Origin of the sequence: Gallintestinimicrobium propionicum, from assembly GCF_025567525.1 — a bacterium.
Lineage (GTDB): Bacteria > Bacillota > Clostridia > Lachnospirales > Lachnospiraceae > Gallintestinimicrobium > Gallintestinimicrobium propionicum.
Genome location: NZ_JAOQJY010000001.1, coordinates 1 through 25,642 on the forward strand (window position 1 = coordinate 1; position 25,642 = coordinate 25,642).

A 25,642-nucleotide genomic window follows, 5' to 3' on the forward strand; every position below is an offset into this window, starting at 1 on the left:
TAGATAGGTTTGAGGTGGAAGTGCAGTAATGCATGGAGCTGACAAATACTAATCGGTCGAGGGCTTATCCTGACAGGTTGGGAATGGATGTGGAAGATACAAAAGAGGATTTCAGTGTTCAGTTTTGAAGGTATGAGAAAAGGAAGACAGGTGAAAAACCTGTCTTTTTTGTTATCCCAGTTCACTCATGGAACCAAACAGGCTGCTTCGTGCTTGTACGAAAATCTGCCTGCGTAGTCCCACGAAGGGAGCGCCGCTTCATGAGCAAAAGGAGCTGCGAAGCAGCGGAAAGCATCGAAGATGCGAGTTTGGGAATGGCGCGTGTGAACGGACGGCGAATGCAAAAACGCTCCGTAAGGATCGCACTGCGTCGGAAAGGAAGAATGTCGCTTTCGCGACCCGACGGTGCGTATTGTTTTCTGCACAGGGCCGTACCTTTTTCTTTACAGTGTGCGTTCAGAATGATAAAATGTAAGGAAAGAGATTATAGTAGAGAGGTATTTTATATGAACAAGAGATATTTGTCTATGACTGCAGTTTTTACTGCTGCAGCACTGTTGTTTGCCCCGCTTTCTGGGATCGAGGCACAGGCAGCTCCGGCCGCTGCAGCGCAGGCAGCCTATGTATCTGAACTGACGGGTCTTCCGACGAGCATAACGCTGCAGACACAGCGTCCGGTTGCGGTTATGATCGATAATGATACGAAAGCACTGCCGCATTACGGGCTTTCGGAAGCGGATGTCGTTTATGAGATGATGAACTCGACTGCAAATAAGCGAGTTACCAGACTGATGGCGATTTATAAGGATTGGCAGAATGTCGGTCAGATCGGCAATGTCCGTTCCACAAGACCGACGAATATTTTGCTTGCTTCGGAATGGAATGCAATTCTGATTCATGACGGCGGACCATTTTATAATAATCCGTATTTCAAGTCCACAGGGATTAGCCATTTATCCGGTGGCTTTAGCAGAGTGAAAAATGGCAAGGCGCAGGAGTTTACCGAATATGTCCTTAAAAATGACATCGCAAAGCAGGTGACAACAGCCGCCATTCCTTCTACTTACACAAATCCGGCAGCGATGAACCACTGGAAGATTGGAGCGACGAATCTTTCTGCAAAGGCTGGCAACATTCCGGCAAACCTGGTGCAGTTAAACTGCTTCAGACTGACAAAACCATATCTGTCCTACAATGCAAAAACCGGTACCTATGATTATTACGAAAATAAAAAGCTTGCCAAAGATGGAGAGGATAAAAAAGCGCCTTCTTTTGCAAATGTTATTTTACAGAACTGCACCTTTACCCAATATGATAAAAATGGCTATTTGATTTATAACGTGATCGGGCAGGGCGCAGGCTGGTATATTACCGGTGGAAAAGCGATCCCGATTATGTGGGCAAAAGCAAGTGAGACCGGAATTACGCATTATTACGATTTATCCGGAGCAGAGATAACCTTAAATCCTGGTAAAACCTATATTGGCATCTGTCCTTCGGATGACTGGACAAGCGTAACAGTTTCCTGAGTACAAACAACAGAACACGCGTTTCACTGAGGGATAAAAAAGAGCGCGGATTTTACGGATGCAGAAATGTTCGTAAAATTTGCGCTTTTTTGTGCTAAACAATAGAATGCACGCTCTGCGAGCATTCTATTGTCATGAACTAAAAAAAAGCGCGAGATGCGGTTTGTGAAAAAGACGAGGAGGATCACTGGTTCGTAGATTATGTACGGATACGGTTTCGGGCAGTGCGGGTGAAATAGCGAAGACTTAACGGTAACGCGTATGGCACAGATGGAACTGACAGGAAAAAAGAGAGGTAAAAGCAGGGAAATGGCGATCAAATATATTTTTGCGGATGTCGATGGGACCCTTGGAATCGGCGGCATTGGAATACCGGAGAAAAACCGACTGGCGATTCGGAAATATGTTGAAGAGGGCGGAAGCTTCGGTGTATGCACAGGACGTTCACCGGACAGTGTGAAGGGCTTTATTGGTGACCTTCCAATCAATACATTGAGTGTGGTAAATGGCGGCTGTGCACTCTACGATTTTCAGAAGGGCGAATACTTAGATGAGCTTTGCGTGGAAGAAGATGCGCTGCAGTTTGCATTTTCTATGAAAAAAGAGTTGGAGCAGTTCACAGAGTGCAGAATCGTCATTGTGAATCGTACGAACTATTGGCAGGTGAAGACAAAAGAGGATCAGACTGCCTGCCAGCAGCAAAATAGCTACCCGATCGCTTTGCTGGAGCAGATCGAGAAGCCCTGGTATCGGATCATTTTATACGTATCGGCGCAGGATGGAATAAAATGCGCAGAATTTGTCAGAAGTCATAAGCCGGATGGCGTCAGAATCGAGCATACGGAGGATACTCTGGTAGAGATTATGAACGAGGCATCAGGAAAGGGGGATGCGCTCAGACGTGCCTGCAGGTATCTTGGAGGAACTGCAGAGGAAGCCGCGTTTATCGGAGATTTTTTTAACGATATAGGAGCGCTGAAGGCAGCAGGGCTTTCTGCCTGCGTAAAAAATGCACCCCAGGAGGTAAAGGATTGTTGTGATATGGTCTTGTCGGACTGCATGGATGGAGCAGTGGCGGAATTTATCGAACGGATGCAGAAAATAATATAGAAAACGGACATATTCAACGAATCAGACCCGAGTGCATAACAGATTTGCACCCGGGTCTTTTTTGTATGCACCGAATAGAAGTTGACATTTTGTCTTTTTTTGTAAATTGTATTCCAATTCCGTTTTGGGTAAGATAGGGGACGAAACGAAAACAGAAAGGACATTCCGTCATTGCTGTTGCAGCTTGGATGGGATAAAAGAGACAATGGCAGTCGAGATCAGAGGAACCGGTTCATACATACCGGAGAAAATTGTGGAAAACCGGGAGTTGGAGCAGATGGTTGAGACGACAGAGGTATGGATTCGGGAGCGAACCGGAATTTGCAGAAGGCATATCGCGGAGAAAGAAACTGTGGTCGATATGGGCGTCCAGGCAGCTATGCAGGCTCTGGAGCATTCCGGGATTTCAGCAAAGGAAATCGATCTGCTGATTGTTTCGACGCTTTCTGCGGAAACAGTAATGCCATCGGTATCCTGTCGGATTCAGGAACGTATCGGAGCGGTACGGGCAGTCTGCTTTGATTTAAATGCAGCATGCAGTGGATTTTTACTGGCATATCAGAGTGCAGAAGCATATCTGGAAAGTGGAGCTTACAAAACAGCCTTGATCATTGGCAGTGAGCGTCTGTCCAATATCATTGACTGGAAAGATCGAAACAGCTGTATTTTATTTGGAGACGGAGCCGGAGCGGTTGTTCTGACCTGCACAGAAAAAAAAGGGTATCGGTTTATATCCCATTCGGATGGAAGCATGGGAAATGCATTGATGCTGGAGCATCACTATGACAGAAATCTGGAGACAGAGCAGCATAGACTCAGCATAGAGCAGAGTGCTTCATCAAAGGTCAGTATGGATGGGCAGGCAGTATTTCGGTTTGCAGTGCGCAGGGTACCGCAGGTGATTGAGGAGGTGCTTTGTATCAATGGACTTTCCAGAGAAGAAATTGACTGCTATGTTTTGCATCAGGCAAATCAAAGGATTGTGGAGGCCGTGGCAAAGCGTCTGAAGGAGCCTCTGGGAAAATTCCCCATGAATCTGCAGAATTACGGAAATACGTCATCTGCAAGTATTCCGATTCTTTTAAACGAACTGGATCAGTCGAAAAGACTGAAAACAGGAGACAGAATTGTAATGGCAGGATTTGGCGGTGGACTGACCTGGGGTGCATCTATCGCAGAATGGATTTAAAAAAGTAAAAAGGAGATTTTTTATTATGTTTGAAGAAATTAAGGCAATTGTAGCAGAAAACCTTGGAGCAGATAAAGATTCCATTACACCGGAAACCTCTTTTTCAGAGGATCTGAAGGCAGATTCCCTGGATCTGTTTGAAATGGTAATGGCATTTGAAGAGCATTTTGGAGTTGATATTCCGGCAGAGGAGTTGGAACAGCTGAAAACAGTCGGTGATGTCATGAGCTATGTAGAAAGCCATAAAGCATAAGCGGAGGACAAAAACAGGATGCAGACAAGAGTCACCGGATTGCTGAAAACAGAATATCCCATTATTCAGGGTGGAATGGCCTGGGTGGCGGATTATCATCTTGCAGCAGCGGTATCAAATGGCGGAGGACTGGGAATGATTGGTGCAGCGAATGCACCGGCAGAATGGGTTGCAGAGCAGATCAGAGAGGTCAGAAAACGGACGGACAGACCCTTTGGTGTCAATATCATGCTGATGAGCCCTCATGCAGATGAAGTAGCGCGGACAGTGGCGCGGGAACGTGTGCCGGTTGTTACAACAGGTGCTGGAAATCCGGAACAATATATGACGCTTTGGAAAGAAAAGGATATTCGGGTCATTCCGGTTATTGCATCTGTTGCAATGGCAAAAAGGATGGAAAAGTGCGGAGCAGATGCAGTTGTGGCAGAGGGCTATGAGTCTGGCGGGCATGTCGGAGAAAGTACGACAATGACCCTTGTCCCGCAGGTTTGTGATGCGGTGAATATTCCTGTGATCGCGGCAGGAGGCATTGCAGACGGAAGAGGAATTGCAGCAGCCCTTATGCTTGGTGCGGAAGGCGTTCAGATGGGAACGCGTTTTGTAGTGACAAAGGAATGTCATATTCATCCGGCCTACAAAGAACGGATTTTAAAAGCAAAAGATATTGATACAAAGGTAACAGGAAGAAGCACGGGACATCCGGTCCGGGCTCTGCGCAATGATATGACGAAACGGTATCTGGAGCTGGAACAGGCGGGAGCTTCCATGGAAGAACTGGAATATCTTACACTCGGTGCATTAAGAAGAGCGGTAACGGAAGGCGATGTGTTAAACGGAAGCGTAATGGCTGGACAGATTGCAGGCATGATCCATGAAGAAACAGATTGCAGGACCTTGATCAGACAGCTGATAGAGGATGCAGAAAAAAGGATGAAGGTATGGCGATAAAAAAGAAAAAGGTAGCTTTTTTATATCCGGGGCAGGGAGCACAAATGCCTGGAATGGGACTGGATTTTTATGAACAGAACAGTGCAGCTGCAGCAGTAGTGGATACAGCCCGAAGCGTACTGGATTTCGATGTGAAGTCCCTTTGTTTTGCGAAAAATGACCTGTTGAACAGAACGGAATATACACAGCCGTGTCTGGTCACATGTTGCCTGGCAATGACAGCGGCGATTCTGGAAACTGGGATTGCTCCGAATATGACAGCCGGATTGAGCCTTGGAGAATATGCAGCAATTGCAACAGCTGGTGCTATGGATATAAAAACGGCACTTCTCTTAGTCAGAAAGCGGGGGCTGTTGATGCAAAATGCAACAAAGGACGGATTTGGAGGGATGGCTGCGGTGCTCGGTCTGGAACCGGATGTATTGGAGGCACTCTTAAAAAATACCGATGCCGTTACGGTTGCAAATTATAACTGCCCGGGCCAGCAGGTGATAACCGGGGAGACACAGGCACTTTTGGAAATGATACCAAGACTGAAGGAAAACGGTGCCAAAGTCATCCCTTTGAAGGTCAGCGGCCCCTTCCATTCTCCGTTTATGAAGCCGGCAGGAGAAAAACTGGAACGGGAGCTGGAACAGGTGAAACTGTCAGAGCTTCAGATTCCGTACGTATCGAATGTATCGGCTCAGCCAATCACAAAAACAGAGCAGATTCGGTCCCTGCTTTCCCAGGGGGTTTATTCTCCTGTAAAGTGGGAACAGAGCATGAGGACGATGCTTGCAGAAGGTGTAGAGTATTTTGTAGAGATCGGTCCGGGGCATACCCTGAGCACCTTGTTGAAAAAAATAAATGCAGAGGCAAAGATCTGTACGGTTTCTACCATGGAGGATCTTGTAAGAATGCAGGATTTTCTGAACGAAACGGTATAAAAGGAGAAAAGATTGAAAAATAAAATTTTTCAATCGCGAGATTTGTGTCTGCGCGCACTCGACACAAACTCGGAACGTGCAAAAAACGTGCGCGGAAATGAGGGGAAACATGCTGACAGGAAAAGTTGCAGTAATAACCGGAGCATCCAGAGGAATCGGAAGAGCAACGGCGATTGAACTTGCCAAAAGAGGTGCCTTTGTGATCGTCAATTACAGGGGATCGGAGGCGGCAGCACTTGAAACGGTTGCAGAAATAAAGTCTGCAGGCGGGGATGCAGTGTGCATGGCATGGGATGTTTCTGATTATGCAGAATGTGAAAAAAATATCAAACAGATCATAGATACATTTGGAAGAATCGATATCCTGGTCAATAATGCAGGCATAACAAGGGATGATCTCTTGATGAAACTGTCGGAGGAGGATTTTGATGCTGTGATTGCTGCAAATTTGAAAGGAACTTTTTGCATGCTGCATTTTGTTTCCCGTCAGATGCTTCGCCAAAGAAGCGGAAAGATCATCAATCTTGCATCTGTAGTCGGAATTTGCGGGAATGCAGGACAGGTAAATTATGCGGCGTCCAAGGCTGGTGTGATCGGTATGACAAAGAGTGCGGCAAAAGAGCTGGCTTCACGCAATATTACAGTGAATGCAGTTGCACCGGGATGGATTGAGACCGATATGACAAAAAATTTAAGCGATGCAGCCAGAGAACGAATGCTTTCTGCAATCCCATTGAAAAAACCTGGAACAGCAAAACAGGTGGCGGGGGTGATCGCGTTTCTGGCATCCGAAGACGCAGATTATATTACCGGTCAGGTATTACAGGTAGATGGCGGCATGCTGATGTAGCAAAAAAAGCAGAAGCAAATCTGGCGCAAGACAGCTTTGAGATAGCAGCACAGGAAATTTTCAGGACATGAGGAGCCTTATGAAAAAAAATACAGAGGAAAAAATGGTGCAGAAAAGAAGAGTTGTGATCACCGGATTAGGCGCGGTTACGCCAATCGGGAATACGGTTCCGGAATTTTGGACAAACGTCAGAAAAGGAACCGTAGGAATTGGAGAAATTACCGGATTTGATACGAAGGACTTTAAAGTAAAGCTTGCAGCTCAGGTAAAAGATTTCCATGGGGAAGAGAAAATGGATGCAAAAGCGGCAAGGCGGATGGAATTGTTTTCCCAGTATGCAGTCGCAGCTGCAAAGGAGGCCCTGGAGGATGCCGGCCTCGATCTGACAAAAGAAGATCTGTTTCGTGCCGGTGTGATCGTGGGATCCGGAATTGGAAGCCTTTCGACCATTGAAAAGGAATACACAAAAATTCTGGATGGAAGGGCAAATCGGGTAGATCCTTTGATGGTTCCGAGAATGATTTCCAATATGGCAGCAGGAAATATTTCCATTCAACTGGGTATACGTGGAAAATGCACCAATGTTGTAACGGCATGTGCTTCCGGAACAAACTGCATCGGAGACGCATTCCGCGCCATTCAGTATGGGGATGCGGAGATCATGTTTGCCGGCGGAGCAGAAAGCTGTATTTGTCCGACAGGTATTGCAGGATTTCAGGCTCTTACGGCGCTTTCTCAGGAAACAGATCCGCTGCGGGCATCCATTCCCTTTGATGTAGACAGAAAAGGCTTTGTTCTTGGGGAAGGTGCCGGAATCCTTGTTCTGGAAGAGCTGGAGCATGCCCGGAAAAGAAGCGCAAGGATTTACGCAGAGCTGGTTGGATATGGTGCGACCGGAGATGCATTTCATATTACCTCGCCATGTGAGGATGGAAGCGGTGCAGCAAGGGCGATGGAGCTTGCTATGCAGGAGGCAGAAACAGAGCCGGATCAGATCGGATATATCAATGCACACGGAACAGGGACGCATCATAATGATCTGTTTGAAACACGGGCGATCAAACGGGCATTTGGAGAAGCAGCAAAACAGGTGGCTGTTAATTCCACCAAATCCATGATCGGGCATTTACTTGGTGCCGCTGGTGCAGTAGAGGCAATTGTATGTGTGAAAACCTTGCAGGAGGGCTTTGTTCATCAGACTGTCGGTACGAAGGAGACGGATGCAGAATGTGACCTCGATTATACCATTGGTGCACCGAAGCAGAAAAAACTGGATTATGCAATGAGCAATTCCCTTGGCTTTGGCGGACACAATGCCACTATTTTAATGAAACGCTATGAGGAAGGAAACAGGGAGTAATAGATATGGAATTGGAACAGATCGCAGAGCTGATCGACCGGGTATCGGCATCAGAGCTTGACAGTTTTTGCCTGGAACAAAACGGTATGCGTTTAAGCCTAAAAAAGAAGCAGCCTCGTAAGCAAACAGATCCAGAAACACAAAGCACTTTGGTGCAGCTGCAAAAACAGTCGGAAAGTCCACAAGATAAGTCAAAACAGATGTCACCGGTGGAGCTTACAGGAACAGAGCTCACAAAAACAGAGCATACAAAAACGGTAGTCTCCCCGCTGGTTGGTATTTTTTATGCAGCGCCAGCAGAGGATGCCGAACCCTTTGTACAGGAAGGCGACGGGATAGAAAAGGGTCAGACCCTTGGAATTGTGGAAGCCATGAAGCTGATGAATGAGCTGGAAAGTGATTACTGCGGGACCGTGAAGCAGATTCTTGTGTCAAACGGGGAGATGGTGGAATACGGGCAGCCGCTTTTTATTGTGGAAGAACAGAACTAAAACGGATATGGAGAACCCTATGAAGCAGTTGAATATTATGCAGATCCAGGAACTGATTCCGCACAGACATCCCTTTTTGCTGATTGACGGAATTGAGGATTATGAGCCGGGAGAATATGCAGTTGGCTATAAATGTGTTACATACCGGGAAGATTTTTTTGCCGGACATTTTCCGGAGGAGCCTGTAATGCCGGGAGTGCTGATCCTGGAGGCATTGGCGCAGACAGGAGCAGTAGCGATTTTATCGCTTCCGGAAAACAAAGGGAAAATTGCATATTTTGGTGCAGTGGATAAATGCCGCTTTAAAGGAAAAGTGATTCCGGGTGACAGACTTTGTCTGGAAACACGCATTATCCGAAAAAAAGGACCGATGGGAATCGGAGAGGCAACTGCCAGTGTAGGCGGAAAGATTGTTGCAAGGGCAGAGCTGACATTTATGATAGGAGCTTGATAACAGACATGATCAGAAAGGTACTTGTTGCAAACAGAGGTGAAATTGCGGTTCGGATCATCCGGGCGTGTCGGGAGATGGAAATTGAGACGGTTGCTGTGTACTCCGAAGCAGACCGGGATGCATTGCATGCAAAGCTGGCGGATGAGGCTGTTTGCATTGGACCTGCGCGTCCGACAGATAGCTATCTGGCAATGGAACAGATTCTGAGCGCCGCTGTTGTAACAGGGGCGGATGCGATTCATCCGGGATTTGGATTTCTGTCAGAGAACAGCCGGTTTGCAGAGCTGTGTGAAAAATGTGGGATTATTTTTATCGGTCCTCCTGCAGAGGTGATCGCACGAATGGGGAATAAGCAGGAAGCCAGAAATACGATGCAGAAAGCAGGAATCCCGATTATTCCGGGCAGCAGGGATGCTGTTTATGGGGAAGAAGATGGACTGGAGCAGGCAAAAGCGATCGGATATCCTGTCATGATCAAGGCTGCCCTTGGAGGCGGCGGAAAGGGTATGCGTGTGGCACAAAGCCCGGAGGAGTTCAGAAAAAATTTCCGGATAGCACAGACAGAAGCAAAACAATCCTTTGGAGATGGAGCAATGTATTTGGAGCATTTTCTGACCGGACCAAAGCATGTGGAGGTACAGATTCTGGCAGATTGTGCAGGAAATACGATCTATCTGGGAGAACGGGACTGTTCTATGCAGCGACGGCATCAGAAGGTGCTGGAGGAAGCACCCTGTGCAAGCATTTCCCAAAGTCAGCGTCAAAAAATGGGGGAATGTGCTGTGGACGCGGCAAAGGCAGCTGGATATGTGAACGCAGGTACGATAGAGTTTTTACTGGAGCCGGATGGAAATTTTTATTTTATGGAAATGAATACCAGAATTCAGGTAGAGCATCCGGTTACGGAATGGGTTACGGGTGTGGATCTGATCAAGGAACAGATTCGAATTGCGGATGGACAGCTGCTTTTACTGCGGCAGCAAGATGTGTCTGTAAATGGTCATTCCATAGAAGTCAGAATAAACGCTCAAAATCCGGACGCAGGATTTGCACCATGCCCGGGAACGGTTACGGGGCTGCATTTGCCGGGAGGAAAGGGTGTCCGTGTTGACTCTGCCATTTACAGTGGCTATACGATTCCGCCGTTTTATGATGCAATGATCGCAAAGATCAGTGTCTGGGCGAAAAGCCGCCGGGAGGCAATTGAAAAGCTTCACAGTGCCCTGGGAGAAGTGATCATAGAGGGCGTAGATACAAATGTAGATTTTTTGTATGAGCTTCTGGAGAATGAAGAGTTCCGGCAGGGAAAAACGGACATTGAATTTCTGGAACGCAGGAATGGAGAAAGCAAGTGAATCTGGATCATGTTTTTAAAAAAACAAAAAAGCCTCTTAAAAAAAGAGAAAGCACCACAACTGTTCCGGATGGCTTATTATGCCGCTGCAGCAGATGCAAAAAACCGATCCTCGTACAGGAAGTGCGGGATGCATACTATATTTGTCCAAAGTGCGGAGGTTATTTTAAGGTACGTGCTTATGAGAGGATCCGCCGAGTGGCAGATGAGGGAACCTTTCTGGAATCAGACAGAGATCTGGTCGGAGAAAATCCGTTGGGGTTTGAGGGATATGAAGAAAAGTTGGCAGCGGAAAGGCTGAAGACCAGAATGAAGGAAGCCATCGTTACGGGAACCGGTTCCATAGATGGTATATCGGCAGCGATTGGCGTAATGGACAGCCGTTTCATGATGGCGAGCATGGGATGGGCTGTCGGGGAAAAGCTGACTCGTTTGATCGAGAAAGCAACGACGGAAAATTTACCGTTAATTCTGTTTACCTGCTCCGGCGGCGCGCGTATGCAGGAAGGAATTCATTCTTTAATGCAGATGGCAAAGGTATCTGCTGCAATGGCAAAGCACCGCGCGGCAGGTCTTTTGTCTGTTTGTGTATTGACAGATCCGACTACTGGCGGTGTGACAGCGAGCTTTGCGATGGAAGGAGATGTGATACTGGCAGAACCCAATGCGCTGATCGGGTTTGCCGGACCTCGGGTAATTGAACAGACGATCGGACAACGTTTGCCCAAGGGCTTTCAACGCTCTGAATTTTTAATGGAGCACGGATTCGTAGATCGGATCATAGAACGTTCCGAATTAAAAAAGGTACTGGCGGATCTTTGCAGAATGCATGACCGGGAATGCTGCAAAAAGGCGCTTTGTCAGCTGTTGGATACAAAAGTGCAGGAAGGTGCAAAAAAGAACCCGGCAGCCCGTCTGGTCCTGGAGCAAAAAGAATCGGAATCGGCATGGGAGCATGTGCTTGCTGCACGACGGGCGGACAGACCTGTGGGCAGTGATTATATCCGGGCACTTTTTTCTGAATTTTATGAATTTCATGGGGACAGGAGGTTTGGAGATGATCCGGCGCTGATTGGAGGAATTGGGCTGTTTGAAGGAGTTCCGGTTACTGTGATCGCCCAGGAAAAGGGAACCTCCGCCAAAGATCGGGTAAAGCATAATTTTGGAATGTGTCAGCCGGAAGGATATCGGAAGGCTCTTCGTTTGATGAAGGAAGCGGAAAAATTTCATCGACCGGTGATTTGTTTTATAGATACCCCCGGAGCTTTTTGCGGGATTGGAGCCGAGGAGCGCGGTCAGGGATCCGCAATTGCGGAAAATCTGTTGGAGATAAGCAGATTGAAAACGCCGGTGGTATCCATCTTTATCGGGGAAGGGGGAAGCGGCGGAGCGCTGGCCCTCGCCTGTGGAGATGAAGTGTGGATGATGGAGAATGCGGTGTATTCTGTTTTATCACCGGAAGGTTTTGCAAGTATACTCTGGAAAGATAAAAAGTGTGCGCCCGAGGCTGCAGATAAAATGAAGCTGACTGCAGAGGATGTTGTAAGTGCACAGGCAGCAGAGCGGATGATCAAAGAACCGGAAAAGCTGACCACACAGAATATGGGATCAGTGTTGGAACAGCTTCGGGAAGAATTAAGAAGGTTTTTAAAACAATATGCTGTGCTGGAGCCTGAAAAACTTTGTGACAGACGGTATGAAAGATTCCGGAAGCTTTGAACCCGGCATCCTCTTTAGAAGAAATTAGTACGAAGGAGAACTACCATGAAAAGCCAGGTATGGATTGGAAAAAAAAGATTGAAAAAACCGCTGATTCAGGGAGGAATGGGAATTGGAGTCAGCCTGTCCGGACTGGCGGGGGCGGTGGCGAAGGAAGGGGGAGTTGGAACCATTTCGGCCGCGCAGATCGGCTTTTTACAGCCTGAATTTGAACAAAACCCGGTTTTGGCAAATCTGAAGGCAATGGAGGAAGAACTGCAAAAGGCGAGAAAGATTGCACCGGATGGCATCCTCGGGTTTAATATCATGGTGGCAATGAATCATTATGAGACCTATGTAAGAAAGGCCGTTGAGACCGGCGCAGATTTTATTGTGTCCGGCGCCGGGCTGCCGCTGGAGCTTCCGGCAATGGTTTCGGATACCGACATTGCAATTGCACCGATCGTCTCCGGTGCCCGTGCGACGGCACTGATCTTGAAATACTGGGAGAAAAAATATCATCGATATCCGGATTTTATAGTGATCGAAGGTCCGGAGGCTGGCGGACATCTTGGATTTTCCAGAAAACAGCTGGAAGAGAAAATGGATTATGATATGGAAATCTCTGAAATACTGAAACTGGTACGAGTCTATGAAAAGAAGGCGGAAAGGAAAATACCCGTTGCAGTCGGCGGCGGGATCTGTGATAAGGCGCGGGCAGAGCATGAGTTTATGCTTGGAGCGGATCTGATTCAGGTTGCAAGCAGGTTTATTACAACCAAAGAATGCGACGCAGACAGTGCATATAAAGATGCGTATTTGAAGGCACAAAAAGAGGATATTGTACTGGTGTCAAGTCCGGTTGGAATGCCGGGGCGCGCAATCAGAAATCCTTTTCTGGAACATGTAGAGAAGGGGGAGGTCCAAAGACCGCAAAAATGCTTTGGCTGTCTAAAGCACTGTAATCCGGCGGAAATACCCTATTGTATTACAGAAGCGTTGATCCATGCCGTAAAGGGAGATACAGAAAATGGCTTGCTTTTTTGCGGAGCGCAGGGTTTTTTGGCAAATCAGATAGAGACAGTACAGGATGTTATGGAAGATTTACTGGGAGGATTGTAAATAAACCGAAAGCTGTGCTATGATGCTACAATGCAGGGCAAAGGAGAAGGATATGGCGGAATTATTTGGGAAAAAATATACAAACAGAACCCGTTTTACGCGGATGTGCATCGGAGAAGCCGTTTTTTCCCTGATGGATAAAAAATCATATGAAGAGATCCGGGTATCCGATATTGTAAAACGTGCCGGTGTTTCCCGAATGACGTTTTATCATTATTATGAACAAAAAGAAGATGCGCTTGCAGATTACTTTCATGAGATTGTAAACGGGTATGTCTGGGAACGCAGCGAGATCCTAAAAAAAGGCGGAAAATTTCATGATCCAGGGAGTATAGAACATGCACTGAAGTATTTTGATCAGTATGCAGCCTTTATCCTGAAGCTTGTAGATGCGCATTTGTATCATATCATATTGGAAGCTATGAACTCTTTTATGATGGAACGGATTCAACCGGTTTATAAGATCCAGCCCTACGAGCTGTATTTTTATGGCGGTGCGTTGATGAATGTGTTTGTTATGTGGGAAAAAAACGGAAAACAGGAAACTCCGGAGGCCATTGCAAAAACGCTGGCGTCCGGAGCTGTTTTTACCGCAGATACGTTTCCAGCTTCGTGTGACGGTAATAGGTAAACAGACAGATACTGCACAACACCCAGCCCAGCGGATAGCCGAGCGCAACGGCGATGACAGAGTCTGTAAATTGTGTGATCGTGTAAAGATAAATCTGTCGGAACACGATAAAGCAGCTCATCATGATGACCATGGGGGCTTTCGTATTGCCGATACCGCGCAGCGTACCTGCGTGTACCTGATTGATGCAAAGGGCGAGGTAAAACGGCATTTCCAGACGGATGAAAAGTGTGCCGTAGTCTAAAACCTCCGGCGTGCGGTTGAACATGGAGACGAGAGGACGGGCAAAAATCAAGACAGGAATCGTAATGAGGATCGCGACGGCAAAGCAGAGCAGTGTGCCGACCTTAGTGCTTTGCCGGACACGGTCTATTTTGCGTGCACCAAGGTTCTGACCGACAAAGGTGGTCACGCCAAGGGAAAGACTCTGGATCGGAAGTACGCAGAATTTGTCAATTTTTCCATAGGAAGACCAGCCTGCCATAGCAGCAGAACCAAAACGATTGATGTATGCCTGTACAAAAACATTGGAAAAGGAAGTGACTGCCATCTGAATTGCGGCGGGAAGTCCGAGAAAGAAAATCTTTTTCGTCATGTTCGGATCCAGACGGACCTTACTCCAAATGATGCGGTAACAGGCTTTTTCGCGGGTCAGGACAAAGAGTGTCAGGAGGGCAGAAATTCCCTGGGAAAGGATCGTTGCCCAGGCAGCACCCGCGATACCGAACCGCAAAACTGCGACGAATAAAAGATCCAGCAGCGTGTTCAAAACCGCACAGAAAATCAGAAAATAGAGCGGACGTCTGGAATCTCCGACCGCGCGAAGAATGCCGGCACCCATGTTATAGAACAAAAGTCCGGTGACACCGATAAAGTAAATGCGAAGATAGGTTGCAGCCTCAGGAAAGACATCATCCGGAGTGCCCATGAGGCGCAGCAGGGATGGAACAAGCAAAAGGGCGAGCACCGTGCAGAGAATGCTCATGCAAAGTGTCAGCGCGATGGTTGTCTGGACGGCGATGGAAACCTTTTCTTCTTTTTTGCCGCCGTAATATTGGGAAATGATGACGCCTGCACCGGTTGACATGCCGGAAAAAAAACCAATAAAGGTATTGATAACGCTATCCGTGGAGCCGACTGCGGCGAGTGCTTCTTTTCCAACGAAATTACCGACGACGATGCTGTCTACCGTATTGTAAAGCTGCTGAAACAGGTTGCCGGCCATCAGCGGAAGTGCAAATAATAAAAGGCACCGCCAGATCGGTCCCTCTGTCATCAGAACTGCTTTTTGCTTGTGTTGTCTCTTTTCCATAACTTCTGTCTCTCCCCTAAAATAATGTCAGTACCTTAATCTTAATCGAAAAAGTTCAGGTACACAATTGGCAGAGTGGATATAATTTTTTGGACAGATTGGGGAAATTGACGGGAAAATTTACTTGTAAAGAATAAGGAGTGATTTTATAATATAGAATGAAATTTCTTGTTGAAAAGCAGAGGTCAAGGAGTGAATCGAATGGAAGAAAAAAAGGAAAAAGGGAATTTTTGGCTGACAGTAGCAACCTTTATTGTCAACAAAAGAAAAGCTTTTCTGGTATTGTTTGCCATTGCGTGTATTTACTGTGCAGCATGCATGAATAAAGTATCGGTAAATCAGGATATTACAAAATATCTGCCGGCAGACAGTGAGACGAGAATTGGTCTGACCCTGATGGATGAACAGTTTATGACATATGGCAGTGCCAGGATCATGGTGTCGAATATTACCTGGCAGGACGCAGATGCGCTGGTGGAAAAGCTGGAGGCGGTAGAGGGTGTGAAGGAAGTTGCCTTTGATGATTCTGCGGATCATTACAATGGAACGAACGCCCTGTTTGATGTGACCTTTGACGGCGCAGAAGACGATGAGATCAGCAAGGATGCCAAGCAGGCGGTAAAGGAGCTGCTTTCGGATTATGATACCTATATATCTACCTCAGTCGGCTCTGAAGAAGAACAGACAGAATCCCTGAATAATGACATGAATCTGATTCTGGTTCTTGCAGTTGTGATTATTGTAGTAGTACTGCTGATTTCCACGAAGGCATATATGGAAATCCCGGTACTGTTGATTACGTTTGGTGTGGCTGCACTCCTGAATAAGGGAACAAACTACCTGATGGGAACGATTTCCAGCGTAACGGATTCGATTTCTGTCGTTCTGCAGCTGGCGCTGGCAATTGACTATGCGATTATTTTCTGTGATCGTTTTATGGAAGAGCATGAGACGATGGATGCGGAATCTGCGATCAAGGTTGCGCTGTCAAAGGCAATACCGGAGATCAGTTCTTCTTCCCTGACGACCATCTCCGGCATGGTGGCGATGATGTTCATGCATTTTCGTCTGGGCTATGACATGGGTATCGTACTGGTAAAGGCAATTATTTTCAGTTTGATCTCCGTATTCTTCCTGATGCCTGCGATTCTGATGATCTTTGCAAAGGGAATTGACAACACGCATCACAAGAGCTTTGTTCCGAATATTTCGTTTGCAGGTAAATGGGCGAACCTGACAAGATTTATCGTTCCGCCTGTATTTGTGATACTGCTTTGCTTTGCAGCATGGATGGCAAATAACTGCAGTTATCTGTATGATGTCAATTCCGTTCCGGCCGCAAGGGAAAGTGAGACGAGAATTGCCAGGCATAAAATTGAGGACGAGTTTGGCGTTTCGAATCAGATTGCAATTCTGGTGCCGAAGGGCGATTATGAATCCGAGAAAAAGGTTCTGAAGGAATTTGAAACGCTCGATTATGTCAACACCGTGACAGGGCTTGCAAACGTTTCGATCAACGATGATTATGTCCTGACGGATAAAATCGCGCCTCGTGCATTTTCTGAATTGACAGATCTGGATATTGAGATCGTACGGGTTTTGTATATGGCATATGCCTATGAACAGGGACAGAACGGTCCGATTTTTACAGGCATCGACGAGTACAAAGTGCCGATTATAGATATGTTTTTATTCCTGTATGATCAGTATGAGGAAGGCTACGTCACATTGGATGCGGATATGGATGAAAAGCTGACGGACCTTTATAATACGCTGCATGATGCACAGCTGCAGCTGCAGGGAGAGGATTATTCCAGACTGGTTCTGACTGTCAGTGTGCCGACGGAAGGGGACGAAGCGTATACGGCAATGGATGACATCCGCAATATTTGCGCGAAGTATTATAATAAATCAGACGTGATACTGGTTGGTGACTGCACAAGCAATCATGACCTGATGTCTTCGTTTGCAACAGATAATATTATTATCAGTGTACTGACAGCGTTGTTTGTTATGATTATTCTGCTGTTTACATTCCAGTCCGCCGGACTCCCGATTTTGCTGGTATTGACCATTCAGGGAAGTATCTGGATCAATTTCTCTGTGCCTACGCTGACAGGAGGAAGTGTATTTTTCATTGCGTACCTGATTGTATCCGCAATCCAGATGGGTGCGACGATCGACTATGCGATCGTTATATCCAGTCGTTATATGGTATTGAAAAAACAGATGCCGATTCATGAGGCAATTATTGAAACAATCAATCAGGCATTTCCGACAATCTTTACCTCTGGTACGATTCTGACCGGAGCAGGTTTTCTGATCGGACAGATCGCATCGGATGCGACAGTTGCTTCAATCGGTATTGCACTGGGAAGAGGAACCTTGATTTCCATTATACTGGTACTGTTTGTCCTGCCGCAGATTCTGCTGCTGGGCGATATCATTATCGAAAAGACTGCTTTGACAATTAATCTGCCCCAGGCGACCAGAAGAGATGTTTCCGGACGGATGATTGTAAATGGCCGTGTCAAGGGTTATATACAGGGTGAAATCGACGCGGAGATCAAGGGAAGCTTTAGCGGTTCCATGCAGGCTTCTTTTGAATCCAGACTGCCGATTGGCGGAAAAGAGACAGAGCTTGTAATGGAACAGGAAGGATTGACACAGCCGGATGATGCAGCAAAACCGGACACAGCAGCACAGCCGGACGACGTGTCACAACCGAACACAGCAGCACAGCCGGGCGAACAGGATGCGAAAAAGGAGGACAGCGATGAAGAACAGAACGAACAGCTGTAAAAAATGGCTGGCGGTGTTATTGAGCGTTTCCATGCTGCCAACAGCGATTTTACAGAACGGTTCTATGGCGTATGCGGAGGAAAAGAAGCAGGAAGAGGCAGTTACCGCAGAAGAAGCGCTGGAAGACCGGGAAGCCGATATCGTCGTAGAAGAGATTTCGATTTCCAATAAAGAAGAGTTTTTAAAATATGTTCAGAAGTGCCAGGACGATTATTACAGCTATGGCAGGATTTTCAACTTACAGAACGATATCGACCTGTCCGGCAGCTCGTTTGATGGCATTCCGTATTTTGCGGGAACCTTCAACGGAAACGGGCATACGGTAAGCGGACTGAAGATTTCCAGGGAGGGCTCTGATTACGGATTCTTCCGTTATGTCGGCAAAACCGGCAGGGTAAAGGATTTGAACGTTTCCGGCAGTGTGAAGGTGACTGGCAGCGCAGAAAATGTCGGTGGAGTCGTCGGAACGAACTACGGCATTTTGGAAAACTGCAGTTTTGAAGGAATTGTGACCGGCAACACAAACGTCGGCGGCATTGTCGGGGAAAACAGGGCGGACGGCATCGTGCTGACCTGTTATAATAAAGGCACGATTGTCGGCACGAATGAGGTCGGCGGTATCTGCGGCATGAACCGCGGTATCCTTCAGAACTGCGAAAATGAAGGAAAAATCAACGACGAGGACTTAAAGACAACGCTGGATTTAAACGGCATCGATATCGGAACGCTGAATCTGACGCAGAACGTCGTGACAAGAAATGACGCAGGCGGCATTGCCGGAAGATCGTCCGGCACGGTGGCAGGCTGCACCAACAAAGGTGAAATCGGCTATGCACATATCGGCTACAATGTCGGCGGTGTGATCGGGCGCCAGAGCGGTACGGTTATCAACTGTAAAAATATGGGTCATGTCATGGGGCGCAAGGACGTTGGCGGTATTATCGGTCAGGCGGAGCCTTACCGGGAGTCGGAATATCTTTCCGATCATCTGGAAAAGGTGAGGGACGATTTTTCAGAGATCAATCACCTGATGGGGCAGATGTCCGATGCGATGCGCAGCGTATCCTCTGACACCAGAGGCTATGTCCAGACGCTGCAGCAGCAGTATGAGGATACGATGGGCAATCTGGACAGCGAGATCAATTCCATGAAGAGCACCGTTACCGGCAATAATGCAGCGATGACGGCCTATATGGATAGCTTGAGCAGCGCACTGAATAATCTGGGCGAGATCGGAAACGATACAATTTCGAGAATGATGGAGAGCATCCGACAAAATACGGAGAATGCTGCCAATAATATCAATGGAAAGTTAAACGACATGAAGGATATATTGACAGAAAGTTCCTCCGAGAGCAGCAGCGCGTCGGAAAGTGATGGGGAAAGCGCGTCGGAAAGCAGCAGCCCGGAAGAAAGCTCTTCTCAGGAGAGCAGTTCTTTGCAGGAAAGCCCTGCAGAGAGCGAACAGCCTTCTTCCAGTGAAAACGGCGACACCCAAAACCAGTCGTCCAACAACGAAGAAGCTGCGGCAATCCCTGCAGACGACGCGGCAGAATATCTGGCAGCAGGGGACGATGAGGCAGGCGATTATGCGTGGTTTGCCAGGGACAGTGTATCCAGGGAATCTTCGGAAGAAAGCAGCTCCGGATGGGAATTGCCTTCGGAATGGCCGAGTGAACTGCCCTCCACACTTCCTTCTGAACTGCCATCGGAATCTATTTCTATCCCGAGTCAGAGTGAAGTAGAGAGCAAGGCGGACGCAATTACGGATATCCTCAAAAAAGATCCGATTAAAGTAAACCATGACGAAAAGATCGACGATAACCTAAATCAGATGAAGGGAGAGATTACGTCCGCATCTGACAATATCAAAAACCTGCAGAGTACGCTTACAGGTACGGGAGATTCCCTGACGAACACGATGAGCAATATTTCCGGGGAGCTGACCGATCAGAGCAAAGCGTCTGGCGATACGATCGACAGCATGACTGACAGTGTCGATGGAGGAATCCAGTCGATTACCAGTGATCTGGACAGGATTTTAAATACGTCCTCCAGAATTACCGATATCATCAGCGACGATGTCAACGTTCTGCTCGGAAACGGCAGTGCGATTGACGATGTTTCTGGGAAAGCACTTACAGAGCGGACGCTCGGTGTCGTTTCGGGCTGCAACAATCACGGAAAAATTGAGGGCGACATCAATGCAGGCGGTATCGCCGGAATTATGAATACGGAGTATGATGTGGATCCCGAGGTTGATATGGATCTGACAGAGCTGACCGATGTGGAGGTGCGTTCCACTACAAACGACGTGTTGATTCACTGTATCAACTACGGAACGGTAGCGGGCAAAAAGAGAAACAGCGGAGGTATTGCCGGAAGCGAAGAGCTGGGGTTGATCCATACATGCGAAAACTACGGAACGGTTCAGCTGGAATCCGGCAACGGTCTCGGTGGTATCGCAGGATATTCTGCAAGCCGGGTCAATCAGAGCTACGCCCTGTGTAATTTAAAGGGCGATAACAAAATCGGCGGCATTACCGGGGAAGGATATGATATCAGCAACTGCCTTGCGATGGTGACAATTTCCGGCAATCGCACCGAAAAGATCGGCAGCATTGCGGGTTGTATCAATGAAGACGGTACATTGGAAAACAATTATTTCGTCTCTGATCTGTGGGGTGGTGTCGATCAGATCAATTATATTGGAAAGGCGCAGCGCTGTACCTACGAAGAACTGATGCAAATGGAAACAATTCCGGCTGGCTTTACGCAGGTGACAGTGACCTTTGAACAGGATGACGAGGTGCTTGCGACGCTGCAGATTCCCTACGACGGTACGGTGACGGAAGAAGAAGTTCCGGATATTGAGCCGGATGAGGACTGCTACATCAGCTGGGACAGAAAATTCCCGCTGACCCATGTGACTGCTAACGTAACAGTGACGGCAGAGAGCAAACGTTTTACCAAGAGCCTTGCGTGGTTTTCAGCAACAAACCAGTTAAAACCGGATTTTCTGGTTGAAGGCGATTTCTATGACACGAGTGTGTTGTCTGCGGAAAGCGTGCAGGCGGATAGGATTTCGGATGGTGATCTTGCCTATGCCTATATCTGGAATATCGACAACATGCCGGAGCAAAAGGAAGAATATGTCCTGCATCTTCGGATCCCGGACGGTGCAGACAGCGCTGCGGTAAGGATTCAGACGGAAAATAAATGGGAAAAAGCGGATACAGAAGAAGACGGCAGCTATGTGACTGTATCGGTTCCTTACGGAACAGCGTTTGCGGTCTACAGCGTGCAGGATAACAGCGTGCCGATCTGGCTGATCCTTGCGCTCGCCATCGCAGCCGTTTTGGCGGCAGTCCTTATCATAAAGGCGATAAGGCGCGGCAAAAAGCGGGTGAAAAAACGGCGGGAAAAACGTAAGAAAAAGAAACAGCAACAGACGGATTCCCAGTAATACCTTGCGGATATTTTATTTTTGGACTTGTAAGAGACGAAAAGATTTACTATAATAAGACAGGTTTGCAAAAATAAGATACCCAAAGGAGCGGGAAAAATGAGAGAGTATGTTGTTACCTGCTGTTCGACAGCAGATATGAGCCGAACCTTCATGGAAACAAATGAAGTTCCCTTTGCCATGTTCCATTATCAGCTGGATGGAAAAGAATATGCAGATGACCTGTACTCGTCCATCTCGCCGGAAGTATTTTATAAAATGATCGGAGACGGCGCGCAGCCTGTGACCTCTCAGGTGAATGCAGAGGCATACTGCGCGTTGTTTGAGCCTGTTTTAAAGAGCGGAAAAGATGTGCTTCATCTGACGCTTTCCAGTGGAATTTCTGGATCCATCAACTCGGCGAATGTTGCAAAGACCCAGATGGAAGAAAAATATCCGGACCGCAGGGTGATGGTTGTGGATTCCCTTGCGGCTTCTTCTGGTTACGGTATGCTGGTGGAACAGACACTGGAAAATCAGCGTGCCGGAATGTCTCTGGAGGAAAATGCAGCATGGATCGTGGCGCATCGCAATACCCTGCATCACTGGTTTTTCTCAACAGATTTAACCAGCTATATCCGTGGCGGAAGAGTTTCCAAAACCGCAGGATTTTTCGGAAAGATGCTCAATATCTGTCCGCTGCTGAATGTGAATTCCGAGGGCAGGTTGATTCCGCGCAGCAAATACCGTGGGAAAAAACAGGTGATTCGCGAGATCGTTAAGCGGATGGAAGAGCATGCGCAGAACGGACGGGAATATTCCGGAAAGTGTTATATCAGTCAGTCAGCCTGCATGGGAGATGCAAAAGCGGTTGCACAACTGGTTGAGGAAACGTTTCCTAAACTGGACGGAAAAGTACAGATCAACAATATCGGAACTGTAATTGGCTCCCATACCGGTCCGGGTACAGTGGCTCTGTATTTCTGGGGCGATGAAAGAACGTTGTAAGAAACAACGAAGGAGGAAGAAACGTGAAAGCATATGGTGTGAACGAATTGAGAAGGATGTTCCTTGAGTTTTTCGAAAGTAAGGGACATCTGGCGATGAAGAGCTTTTCTCTGGTGCCGCATAACGACAACAGTCTGCTTTTGATCAACTCCGGCATGGCGCCGTTAAAGCCTTATTTTACAGGACAGGAGATTCCGCCCAGAAGACGTGTGACTACCTGTCAGAAATGTATCCGTACCGGTGATATCGAAAATATCGGTAAAACCGCACGTCACGGTACCTTTTTTGAAATGCTCGGAAACTTTTCTTTCGGCGACTATTTCAAGCATGAAGCGATTGCATGGAGCTGGGAGTTTTTAACACAGGTCGTTGGACTGGATCCCGACAGACTTTATCCGTCTGTTTATGAAAATGACGACGAAGCTTTTGCAATCTGGCAGAACGAGATCGGCATTGCACCGGAACGGATTTTCCGCTTTGGTAAGGAAGACAACTTTTGGGAGCATGGCTCAGGTCCATGCGGTCCCTGCTCTGAGATTTATTATGACCGCGGCGAAAAATACGGCTGCGGCAAGCCTGGATGTACCGTTGGCTGCGACTGCGACAGATATATGGAAGTATGGAATAACGTATTCTCCCAGTTTGATAATGACGGCCACGGCAACTACAGCGAATTAAAACAGAAAAACATTGATACCGGTATGGGTCTGGAACGTCTGGCAGTGGTTGTTCAGGACGTGGATTCCATTTTTGACGTAGATACCATCCGTGCGCTGCGCGACCGTGTCTGTGAGCTGTCAGGCAAGGAGTATCACAAAGAGCACGCATGGGACGTTTCCATCCGTATCATCACTGACCATATCCGTTCCGCAACGTTTATGATTTCCGACGGTATTCTGCCTTCCAATGAAGGACGCGGCTACGTTCTGCGCAGAATTATCCGTCGTGCGGCACGTCACGGAAGACTGCTCGGCATCGACGGTAAATTCCTTGCAAATCTGAGCACAACAGTAATCGAAGGCAGTAAGGACGGATATCCGGAGCTGGAAGAAAAGAAAGATTTTATTTTAAATGTCCTGACACAGGAAGAAGACAAATTCAATAAGACGATCGATCAGGGACTTGCAATTCTGACGGATCTGGAAGAAAAGATGACGGCAGAAGGAAAGACTGTAATGGATGGCGAGGATGCGTTCCGCCTGTACGATACCTACGGCTTCCCCATCGACCTGACAAAAGAAATCCTTGAGGAAAAAGGGTTCTCCATTGACGAGGACGGCTTTAATGCAGCGATGCAGAAGCAGCGTGAGATGGCGAGAAAAGCACGGAAGGCGACCAACTATATGGGCGCAGATGCGACTGTTTATGAGTCTCTTGATCCTGCAATCACCTCTTCCTTTGTTGGTTACGACAAACTGGAGGCGGTTTCCAGAATCAGCGCGCTGACCACAGAGGATGAAGTGGTGGAAGCACTGACAGATGGCGACAAGGGTACAATTATTGTAGATGCAACTCCTTTCTATGGCACAATGGGCGGTCAGGAAGGCGACAAGGGTGTGATCACCTCTGCTGACGGCAAATTTGCAGTAGAAGACACGATCCACTTAAAAGGCGGCAAAATCGGTCATGTGGGCTATGTGGTAAGCGGCATGTTCAAGCTGGATGACGAAGTAACGCTGTCTGTTGATAAGGAAAACCGCAGCGCAACCTGCAAAAACCATACAGCAACGCATCTGCTTCAGAAAGCACTGCGGGATGTACTCGGCACTCATGTAGAGCAGCAGGGTTCCCTGAATAATGCAGGACATCTGCGTTTTGACTTCAGCCATTTTTCAGCAATGACAGCAGAAGAGCTGGAACAGGTGGAAAAGGCAGTAAATGAAAAAATTGCAGAAAATATCCCGGTTGTCACCAAACTGATGACTCTGGATGAGGCAAAGAAATCCGGCGCCATGGCTTTATTTGGCGAAAAATACGGTGATACGGTTCGTGTTGTATGCGTGGACGATTACTCCAAGGAGTTCTGTGGCGGTACCCATGTTTCCAACACCGGAGAAATTCAGGCATTCAAGATCCTTTCCGAGAGCGGTGTTGCTGCAGGTGTGCGCAGAATTGAAGCGCTGACCGGACAGGGCGTATTCGATTACTACAACGATCTTGAGAAGAAGCTGGAAGAGGCTGCGAAGACCGTAAAGGCAACCCCTGCAAACCTGCAGGAGAAGCTGGAGCACCTGATGGCAGACCTTAAGAGCCTGCAGGCTGAGAATGAATCCTTAAAGAGCAAGGCTGCAAAAGAGGCGCTGGGTGACGTTATGGATCAGGTTCAGGATGTAAACGGAGTGAAGCTTCTGGCAGTCAGTGTAGCAGATGTGGATATGAACGGCCTGCGCGATCTTGGTGACCAGTTAAAGGAAAAGCTTGGAGAAGGTGTTGTTGTTCTGGCTTCCGCAAAGGATGGAAAAGTCAATCTGATCGCAATGGCAACAGATGCTGCAATGAAGCAGGGCGCCCATGCAGGTAACCTGATCAAAGGAATTGCGGCACTGGTTGGCGGTGGCGGCGGCGGCCGTCCGAACATGGCTCAGGCAGGCGGTAAGAATCCGGCAGGAATCGATGCAGCAATAGCAGAAGCAGCGAAGATTCTGGCAGGACAGATCGACAAATAAATATTTTGAAAAAACTGTTGACGAATCAGAATTTTTTGTTATAATAATTCATGTGCATGTGAGTTAATCAATTTTGTACATTATTAACCCGGTCAGTCGTGGATACGAGAGGGACTGAAGGGAGGTCAGGTGAGAGTATATGTCTAATATCATCGTTAAAGAGAATGAGACTTTAGATAGCGCTCTGCGTCGTTTCAAGAGAAGTTGCGCAAAGGCAGGTATCCAGCAGGAGATCCGCAAAAGAGAACACTACGAGAAACCCAGCGTAAAGCGTAAGAAAAAGTCTGAAGCAGCAAGAAAACGCAAATATAACTAAAGGAATGAGTCCCTGAGGGTTTCCCCCAGGGACTTTTTTTCACAATACATTCGTATTGTGAAAAAAAGTCCCTCGGATGGGATCACACTGCGGCGGAATGGAAAGATGCCGCGGATGCGACCCGCCGCAGGTGAGGAATCCTGCAAGGCAGGATTCCGTTTCGCAAATTTTCACA

General features: G+C 47.5%; 20 protein-coding genes. 19 read left to right on the forward strand and 1 reads right to left on the reverse strand.

Annotation, left to right across the window (positions count from 1 at the left end):
• The first annotated feature begins 506 nt into the window (after positions 1 to 506).
• The 14 genes from OCV62_RS00005 (at position 507) to OCV62_RS00070 (ending at position 13,918) form a co-directional block, all read left to right on the forward strand.
• A complete protein-coding gene (locus tag OCV62_RS00005; RefSeq protein WP_262584545.1) occupies positions 507 to 1,529 on the forward strand; it encodes a DUF3048 domain-containing protein in 1,023 nt (340 codons plus the stop codon).
• Positions 1,530 to 1,790: 261 nt separating this feature from the next.
• Positions 1,791 to 2,639 carry an HAD family hydrolase gene (locus OCV62_RS00010; RefSeq protein ID WP_262584546.1) on the forward strand — a complete coding sequence of 283 codons (849 nt, stop codon included), beginning with the start codon at positions 1,791 to 1,793 and terminating at the stop codon, positions 2,637 to 2,639.
• Between the two features lie 205 nt (positions 2,640 to 2,844).
• Positions 2,845 to 3,828 (forward strand): beta-ketoacyl-ACP synthase III, encoded by a 984-nt coding sequence (locus OCV62_RS00015; protein WP_262584547.1) that lies wholly within the window; start codon positions 2,845 to 2,847, stop codon positions 3,826 to 3,828.
• A gap of 25 nt (positions 3,829 to 3,853) precedes the next feature.
• Positions 3,854 to 4,081: an acyl carrier protein gene (gene acpP, locus OCV62_RS00020; protein WP_262584548.1), complete on the forward strand. Its 228-nt coding sequence runs from the start codon at positions 3,854 to 3,856 to the stop codon at positions 4,079 to 4,081.
• A gap of 18 nt (positions 4,082 to 4,099) precedes the next feature.
• Positions 4,100 to 5,029 (forward strand): enoyl-[acyl-carrier-protein] reductase FabK, encoded by a 930-nt coding sequence (gene fabK, locus OCV62_RS00025; RefSeq protein WP_021914866.1) that lies wholly within the window; start codon positions 4,100 to 4,102, stop codon positions 5,027 to 5,029.
• On the forward strand, positions 5,020 to 5,958 hold the full coding sequence (gene fabD, locus OCV62_RS00030) for an ACP S-malonyltransferase (RefSeq protein WP_262584550.1): 939 nt from the start codon (positions 5,020 to 5,022) through the stop codon (positions 5,956 to 5,958). The genes fabK and fabD overlap by 10 nt, the downstream gene beginning before the upstream one ends.
• Positions 5,959 to 6,067: 109 nt before the next feature.
• Complete coding sequence (gene fabG / locus OCV62_RS00035; RefSeq protein WP_262584863.1) at positions 6,068 to 6,808, forward strand: 3-oxoacyl-[acyl-carrier-protein] reductase; 741 nt, start codon at positions 6,068 to 6,070, stop codon at positions 6,806 to 6,808.
• Positions 6,809 to 6,887: 79 nt separating this feature from the next.
• Entirely contained in the window at positions 6,888 to 8,168 is a 1,281-nt protein-coding gene (gene fabF / locus OCV62_RS00040; protein ID WP_262584552.1) for a beta-ketoacyl-ACP synthase II, read from the forward strand.
• Positions 8,169 to 8,173: 5 nt separating this feature from the next.
• Positions 8,174 to 8,659, forward strand: a complete 486-nt coding sequence (gene accB, locus OCV62_RS00045) for an acetyl-CoA carboxylase biotin carboxyl carrier protein (RefSeq protein WP_262584553.1) — start codon at positions 8,174 to 8,176, stop codon at positions 8,657 to 8,659.
• A gap of 19 nt (positions 8,660 to 8,678) precedes the next feature.
• Positions 8,679 to 9,110, forward strand: a complete 432-nt coding sequence (gene fabZ, locus OCV62_RS00050; protein WP_021914871.1) for a 3-hydroxyacyl-ACP dehydratase FabZ — start codon at positions 8,679 to 8,681, stop codon at positions 9,108 to 9,110.
• A gap of 8 nt (positions 9,111 to 9,118) precedes the next feature.
• The gene (gene accC, locus OCV62_RS00055; RefSeq protein ID WP_262584555.1) at positions 9,119 to 10,468 is read left to right on the forward strand and encodes an acetyl-CoA carboxylase biotin carboxylase subunit; all 1,350 of its coding nucleotides are present in this window, start codon (positions 9,119 to 9,121) and stop codon (positions 10,466 to 10,468) included.
• Positions 10,465 to 12,186, forward strand: coding sequence for an acetyl-CoA carboxylase, carboxyltransferase subunit beta (accD, locus tag OCV62_RS00060; protein WP_262584557.1), 1,722 nt, complete (start codon positions 10,465 to 10,467; stop codon positions 12,184 to 12,186). Before accC ends, accD begins: the two co-directional genes overlap by 4 nt.
• A gap of 45 nt (positions 12,187 to 12,231) precedes the next feature.
• Positions 12,232 to 13,287, forward strand: a complete 1,056-nt coding sequence (locus OCV62_RS00065) for an NAD(P)H-dependent flavin oxidoreductase (protein WP_262584559.1) — start codon at positions 12,232 to 12,234, stop codon at positions 13,285 to 13,287.
• A gap of 52 nt (positions 13,288 to 13,339) precedes the next feature.
• Positions 13,340 to 13,918, forward strand: coding sequence for a TetR/AcrR family transcriptional regulator (locus tag OCV62_RS00070; protein WP_262584561.1), 579 nt, complete (start codon positions 13,340 to 13,342; stop codon positions 13,916 to 13,918).
• Here the strand turns inward: OCV62_RS00070 and OCV62_RS00075 are convergent.
• Entirely contained in the window at positions 13,875 to 15,230 is a 1,356-nt protein-coding gene (locus OCV62_RS00075; RefSeq protein WP_262584563.1) for an MATE family efflux transporter, read from the reverse strand. The two genes, OCV62_RS00070 and OCV62_RS00075, sit on opposite strands and share 44 nt — an antisense overlap.
• Positions 15,231 to 15,431: 201 nt before the next feature.
• Between OCV62_RS00075 and OCV62_RS00080 the strand changes: the two genes are divergently transcribed.
• The 5 genes from OCV62_RS00080 to rpsU all read left to right on the forward strand — a co-directional run bounded on the left by OCV62_RS00080 (position 15,432) and on the right by rpsU (position 25,467).
• Positions 15,432 to 18,032 (forward strand): efflux RND transporter permease subunit, encoded by a 2,601-nt coding sequence (locus OCV62_RS00080; protein WP_262584565.1) that lies wholly within the window; start codon positions 15,432 to 15,434, stop codon positions 18,030 to 18,032.
• A complete protein-coding gene (locus OCV62_RS00085) occupies positions 18,007 to 21,498 on the forward strand; it encodes a GLUG motif-containing protein (protein ID WP_262584567.1) in 3,492 nt (1,163 codons plus the stop codon). Before OCV62_RS00080 ends, OCV62_RS00085 begins: the two co-directional genes overlap by 26 nt.
• 99 nt (positions 21,499 to 21,597) lie before the next feature.
• Positions 21,598 to 22,485, forward strand: coding sequence for a DegV family protein (locus tag OCV62_RS00090; protein ID WP_262584569.1), 888 nt, complete (start codon positions 21,598 to 21,600; stop codon positions 22,483 to 22,485).
• Positions 22,486 to 22,541: 56 nt separating this feature from the next.
• Positions 22,542 to 25,151: an alanine--tRNA ligase gene (gene alaS, locus OCV62_RS00095; protein WP_262584864.1), complete on the forward strand. Its 2,610-nt coding sequence runs from the start codon at positions 22,542 to 22,544 to the stop codon at positions 25,149 to 25,151.
• Positions 25,152 to 25,290: 139 nt separating this feature from the next.
• Positions 25,291 to 25,467 (forward strand): 30S ribosomal protein S21, encoded by a 177-nt coding sequence (gene rpsU, locus OCV62_RS00100; RefSeq protein ID WP_021914881.1) that lies wholly within the window; start codon positions 25,291 to 25,293, stop codon positions 25,465 to 25,467.
• The last annotated feature ends 175 nt before the right edge of the window (positions 25,468 to 25,642 follow it).

What these genes read in the sequence shown, in the direction of transcription:
- OCV62_RS00005 (WP_262584545.1), top strand. Translation starts at nt 507, where the DNA reads ATGAACAAGAGATATTTGTCTATGACTGCAGTTTTTACTGCTGCAGCA.
- OCV62_RS00010 (WP_262584546.1), top strand. Translation starts at nt 1,791, where the DNA reads ATGGCACAGATGGAACTGACAGGAAAAAAGAGAGGTAAAAGCAGGGAA.
- OCV62_RS00015 (WP_262584547.1), top strand. Translation starts at nt 2,845, where the DNA reads ATGGCAGTCGAGATCAGAGGAACCGGTTCATACATACCGGAGAAAATT.
- acpP (WP_262584548.1), top strand. Translation starts at nt 3,854, where the DNA reads ATGTTTGAAGAAATTAAGGCAATTGTAGCAGAAAACCTTGGAGCAGAT.
- fabK (WP_021914866.1), top strand. Translation starts at nt 4,100, where the DNA reads ATGCAGACAAGAGTCACCGGATTGCTGAAAACAGAATATCCCATTATT.
- fabD (WP_262584550.1), top strand. Translation starts at nt 5,020, where the DNA reads ATGGCGATAAAAAAGAAAAAGGTAGCTTTTTTATATCCGGGGCAGGGA.
- fabG (WP_262584863.1), top strand. Translation starts at nt 6,068, where the DNA reads ATGCTGACAGGAAAAGTTGCAGTAATAACCGGAGCATCCAGAGGAATC.
- fabF (WP_262584552.1), top strand. Translation starts at nt 6,888, where the DNA reads ATGAAAAAAAATACAGAGGAAAAAATGGTGCAGAAAAGAAGAGTTGTG.
- accB (WP_262584553.1), top strand. Translation starts at nt 8,174, where the DNA reads ATGGAATTGGAACAGATCGCAGAGCTGATCGACCGGGTATCGGCATCA.
- fabZ (WP_021914871.1), top strand. Translation starts at nt 8,679, where the DNA reads ATGAAGCAGTTGAATATTATGCAGATCCAGGAACTGATTCCGCACAGA.
- accC (WP_262584555.1), top strand. Translation starts at nt 9,119, where the DNA reads ATGATCAGAAAGGTACTTGTTGCAAACAGAGGTGAAATTGCGGTTCGG.
- OCV62_RS00065 (WP_262584559.1), top strand. Translation starts at nt 12,232, where the DNA reads ATGAAAAGCCAGGTATGGATTGGAAAAAAAAGATTGAAAAAACCGCTG.
- OCV62_RS00070 (WP_262584561.1), top strand. Translation starts at nt 13,340, where the DNA reads ATGGCGGAATTATTTGGGAAAAAATATACAAACAGAACCCGTTTTACG.
- OCV62_RS00075 (WP_262584563.1), bottom strand. Translation starts at nt 15,230, where the DNA reads ATGGAAAAGAGACAACACAAGCAAAAAGCAGTTCTGATGACAGAGGGA.
- OCV62_RS00080 (WP_262584565.1), top strand. Translation starts at nt 15,432, where the DNA reads ATGGAAGAAAAAAAGGAAAAAGGGAATTTTTGGCTGACAGTAGCAACC.
- OCV62_RS00085 (WP_262584567.1), top strand. Translation starts at nt 18,007, where the DNA reads ATGAAGAACAGAACGAACAGCTGTAAAAAATGGCTGGCGGTGTTATTG.
- OCV62_RS00090 (WP_262584569.1), top strand. Translation starts at nt 21,598, where the DNA reads ATGAGAGAGTATGTTGTTACCTGCTGTTCGACAGCAGATATGAGCCGA.
- alaS (WP_262584864.1), top strand. Translation starts at nt 22,542, where the DNA reads ATGTTCCTTGAGTTTTTCGAAAGTAAGGGACATCTGGCGATGAAGAGC.
- rpsU (WP_021914881.1), top strand. Translation starts at nt 25,291, where the DNA reads ATGTCTAATATCATCGTTAAAGAGAATGAGACTTTAGATAGCGCTCTG.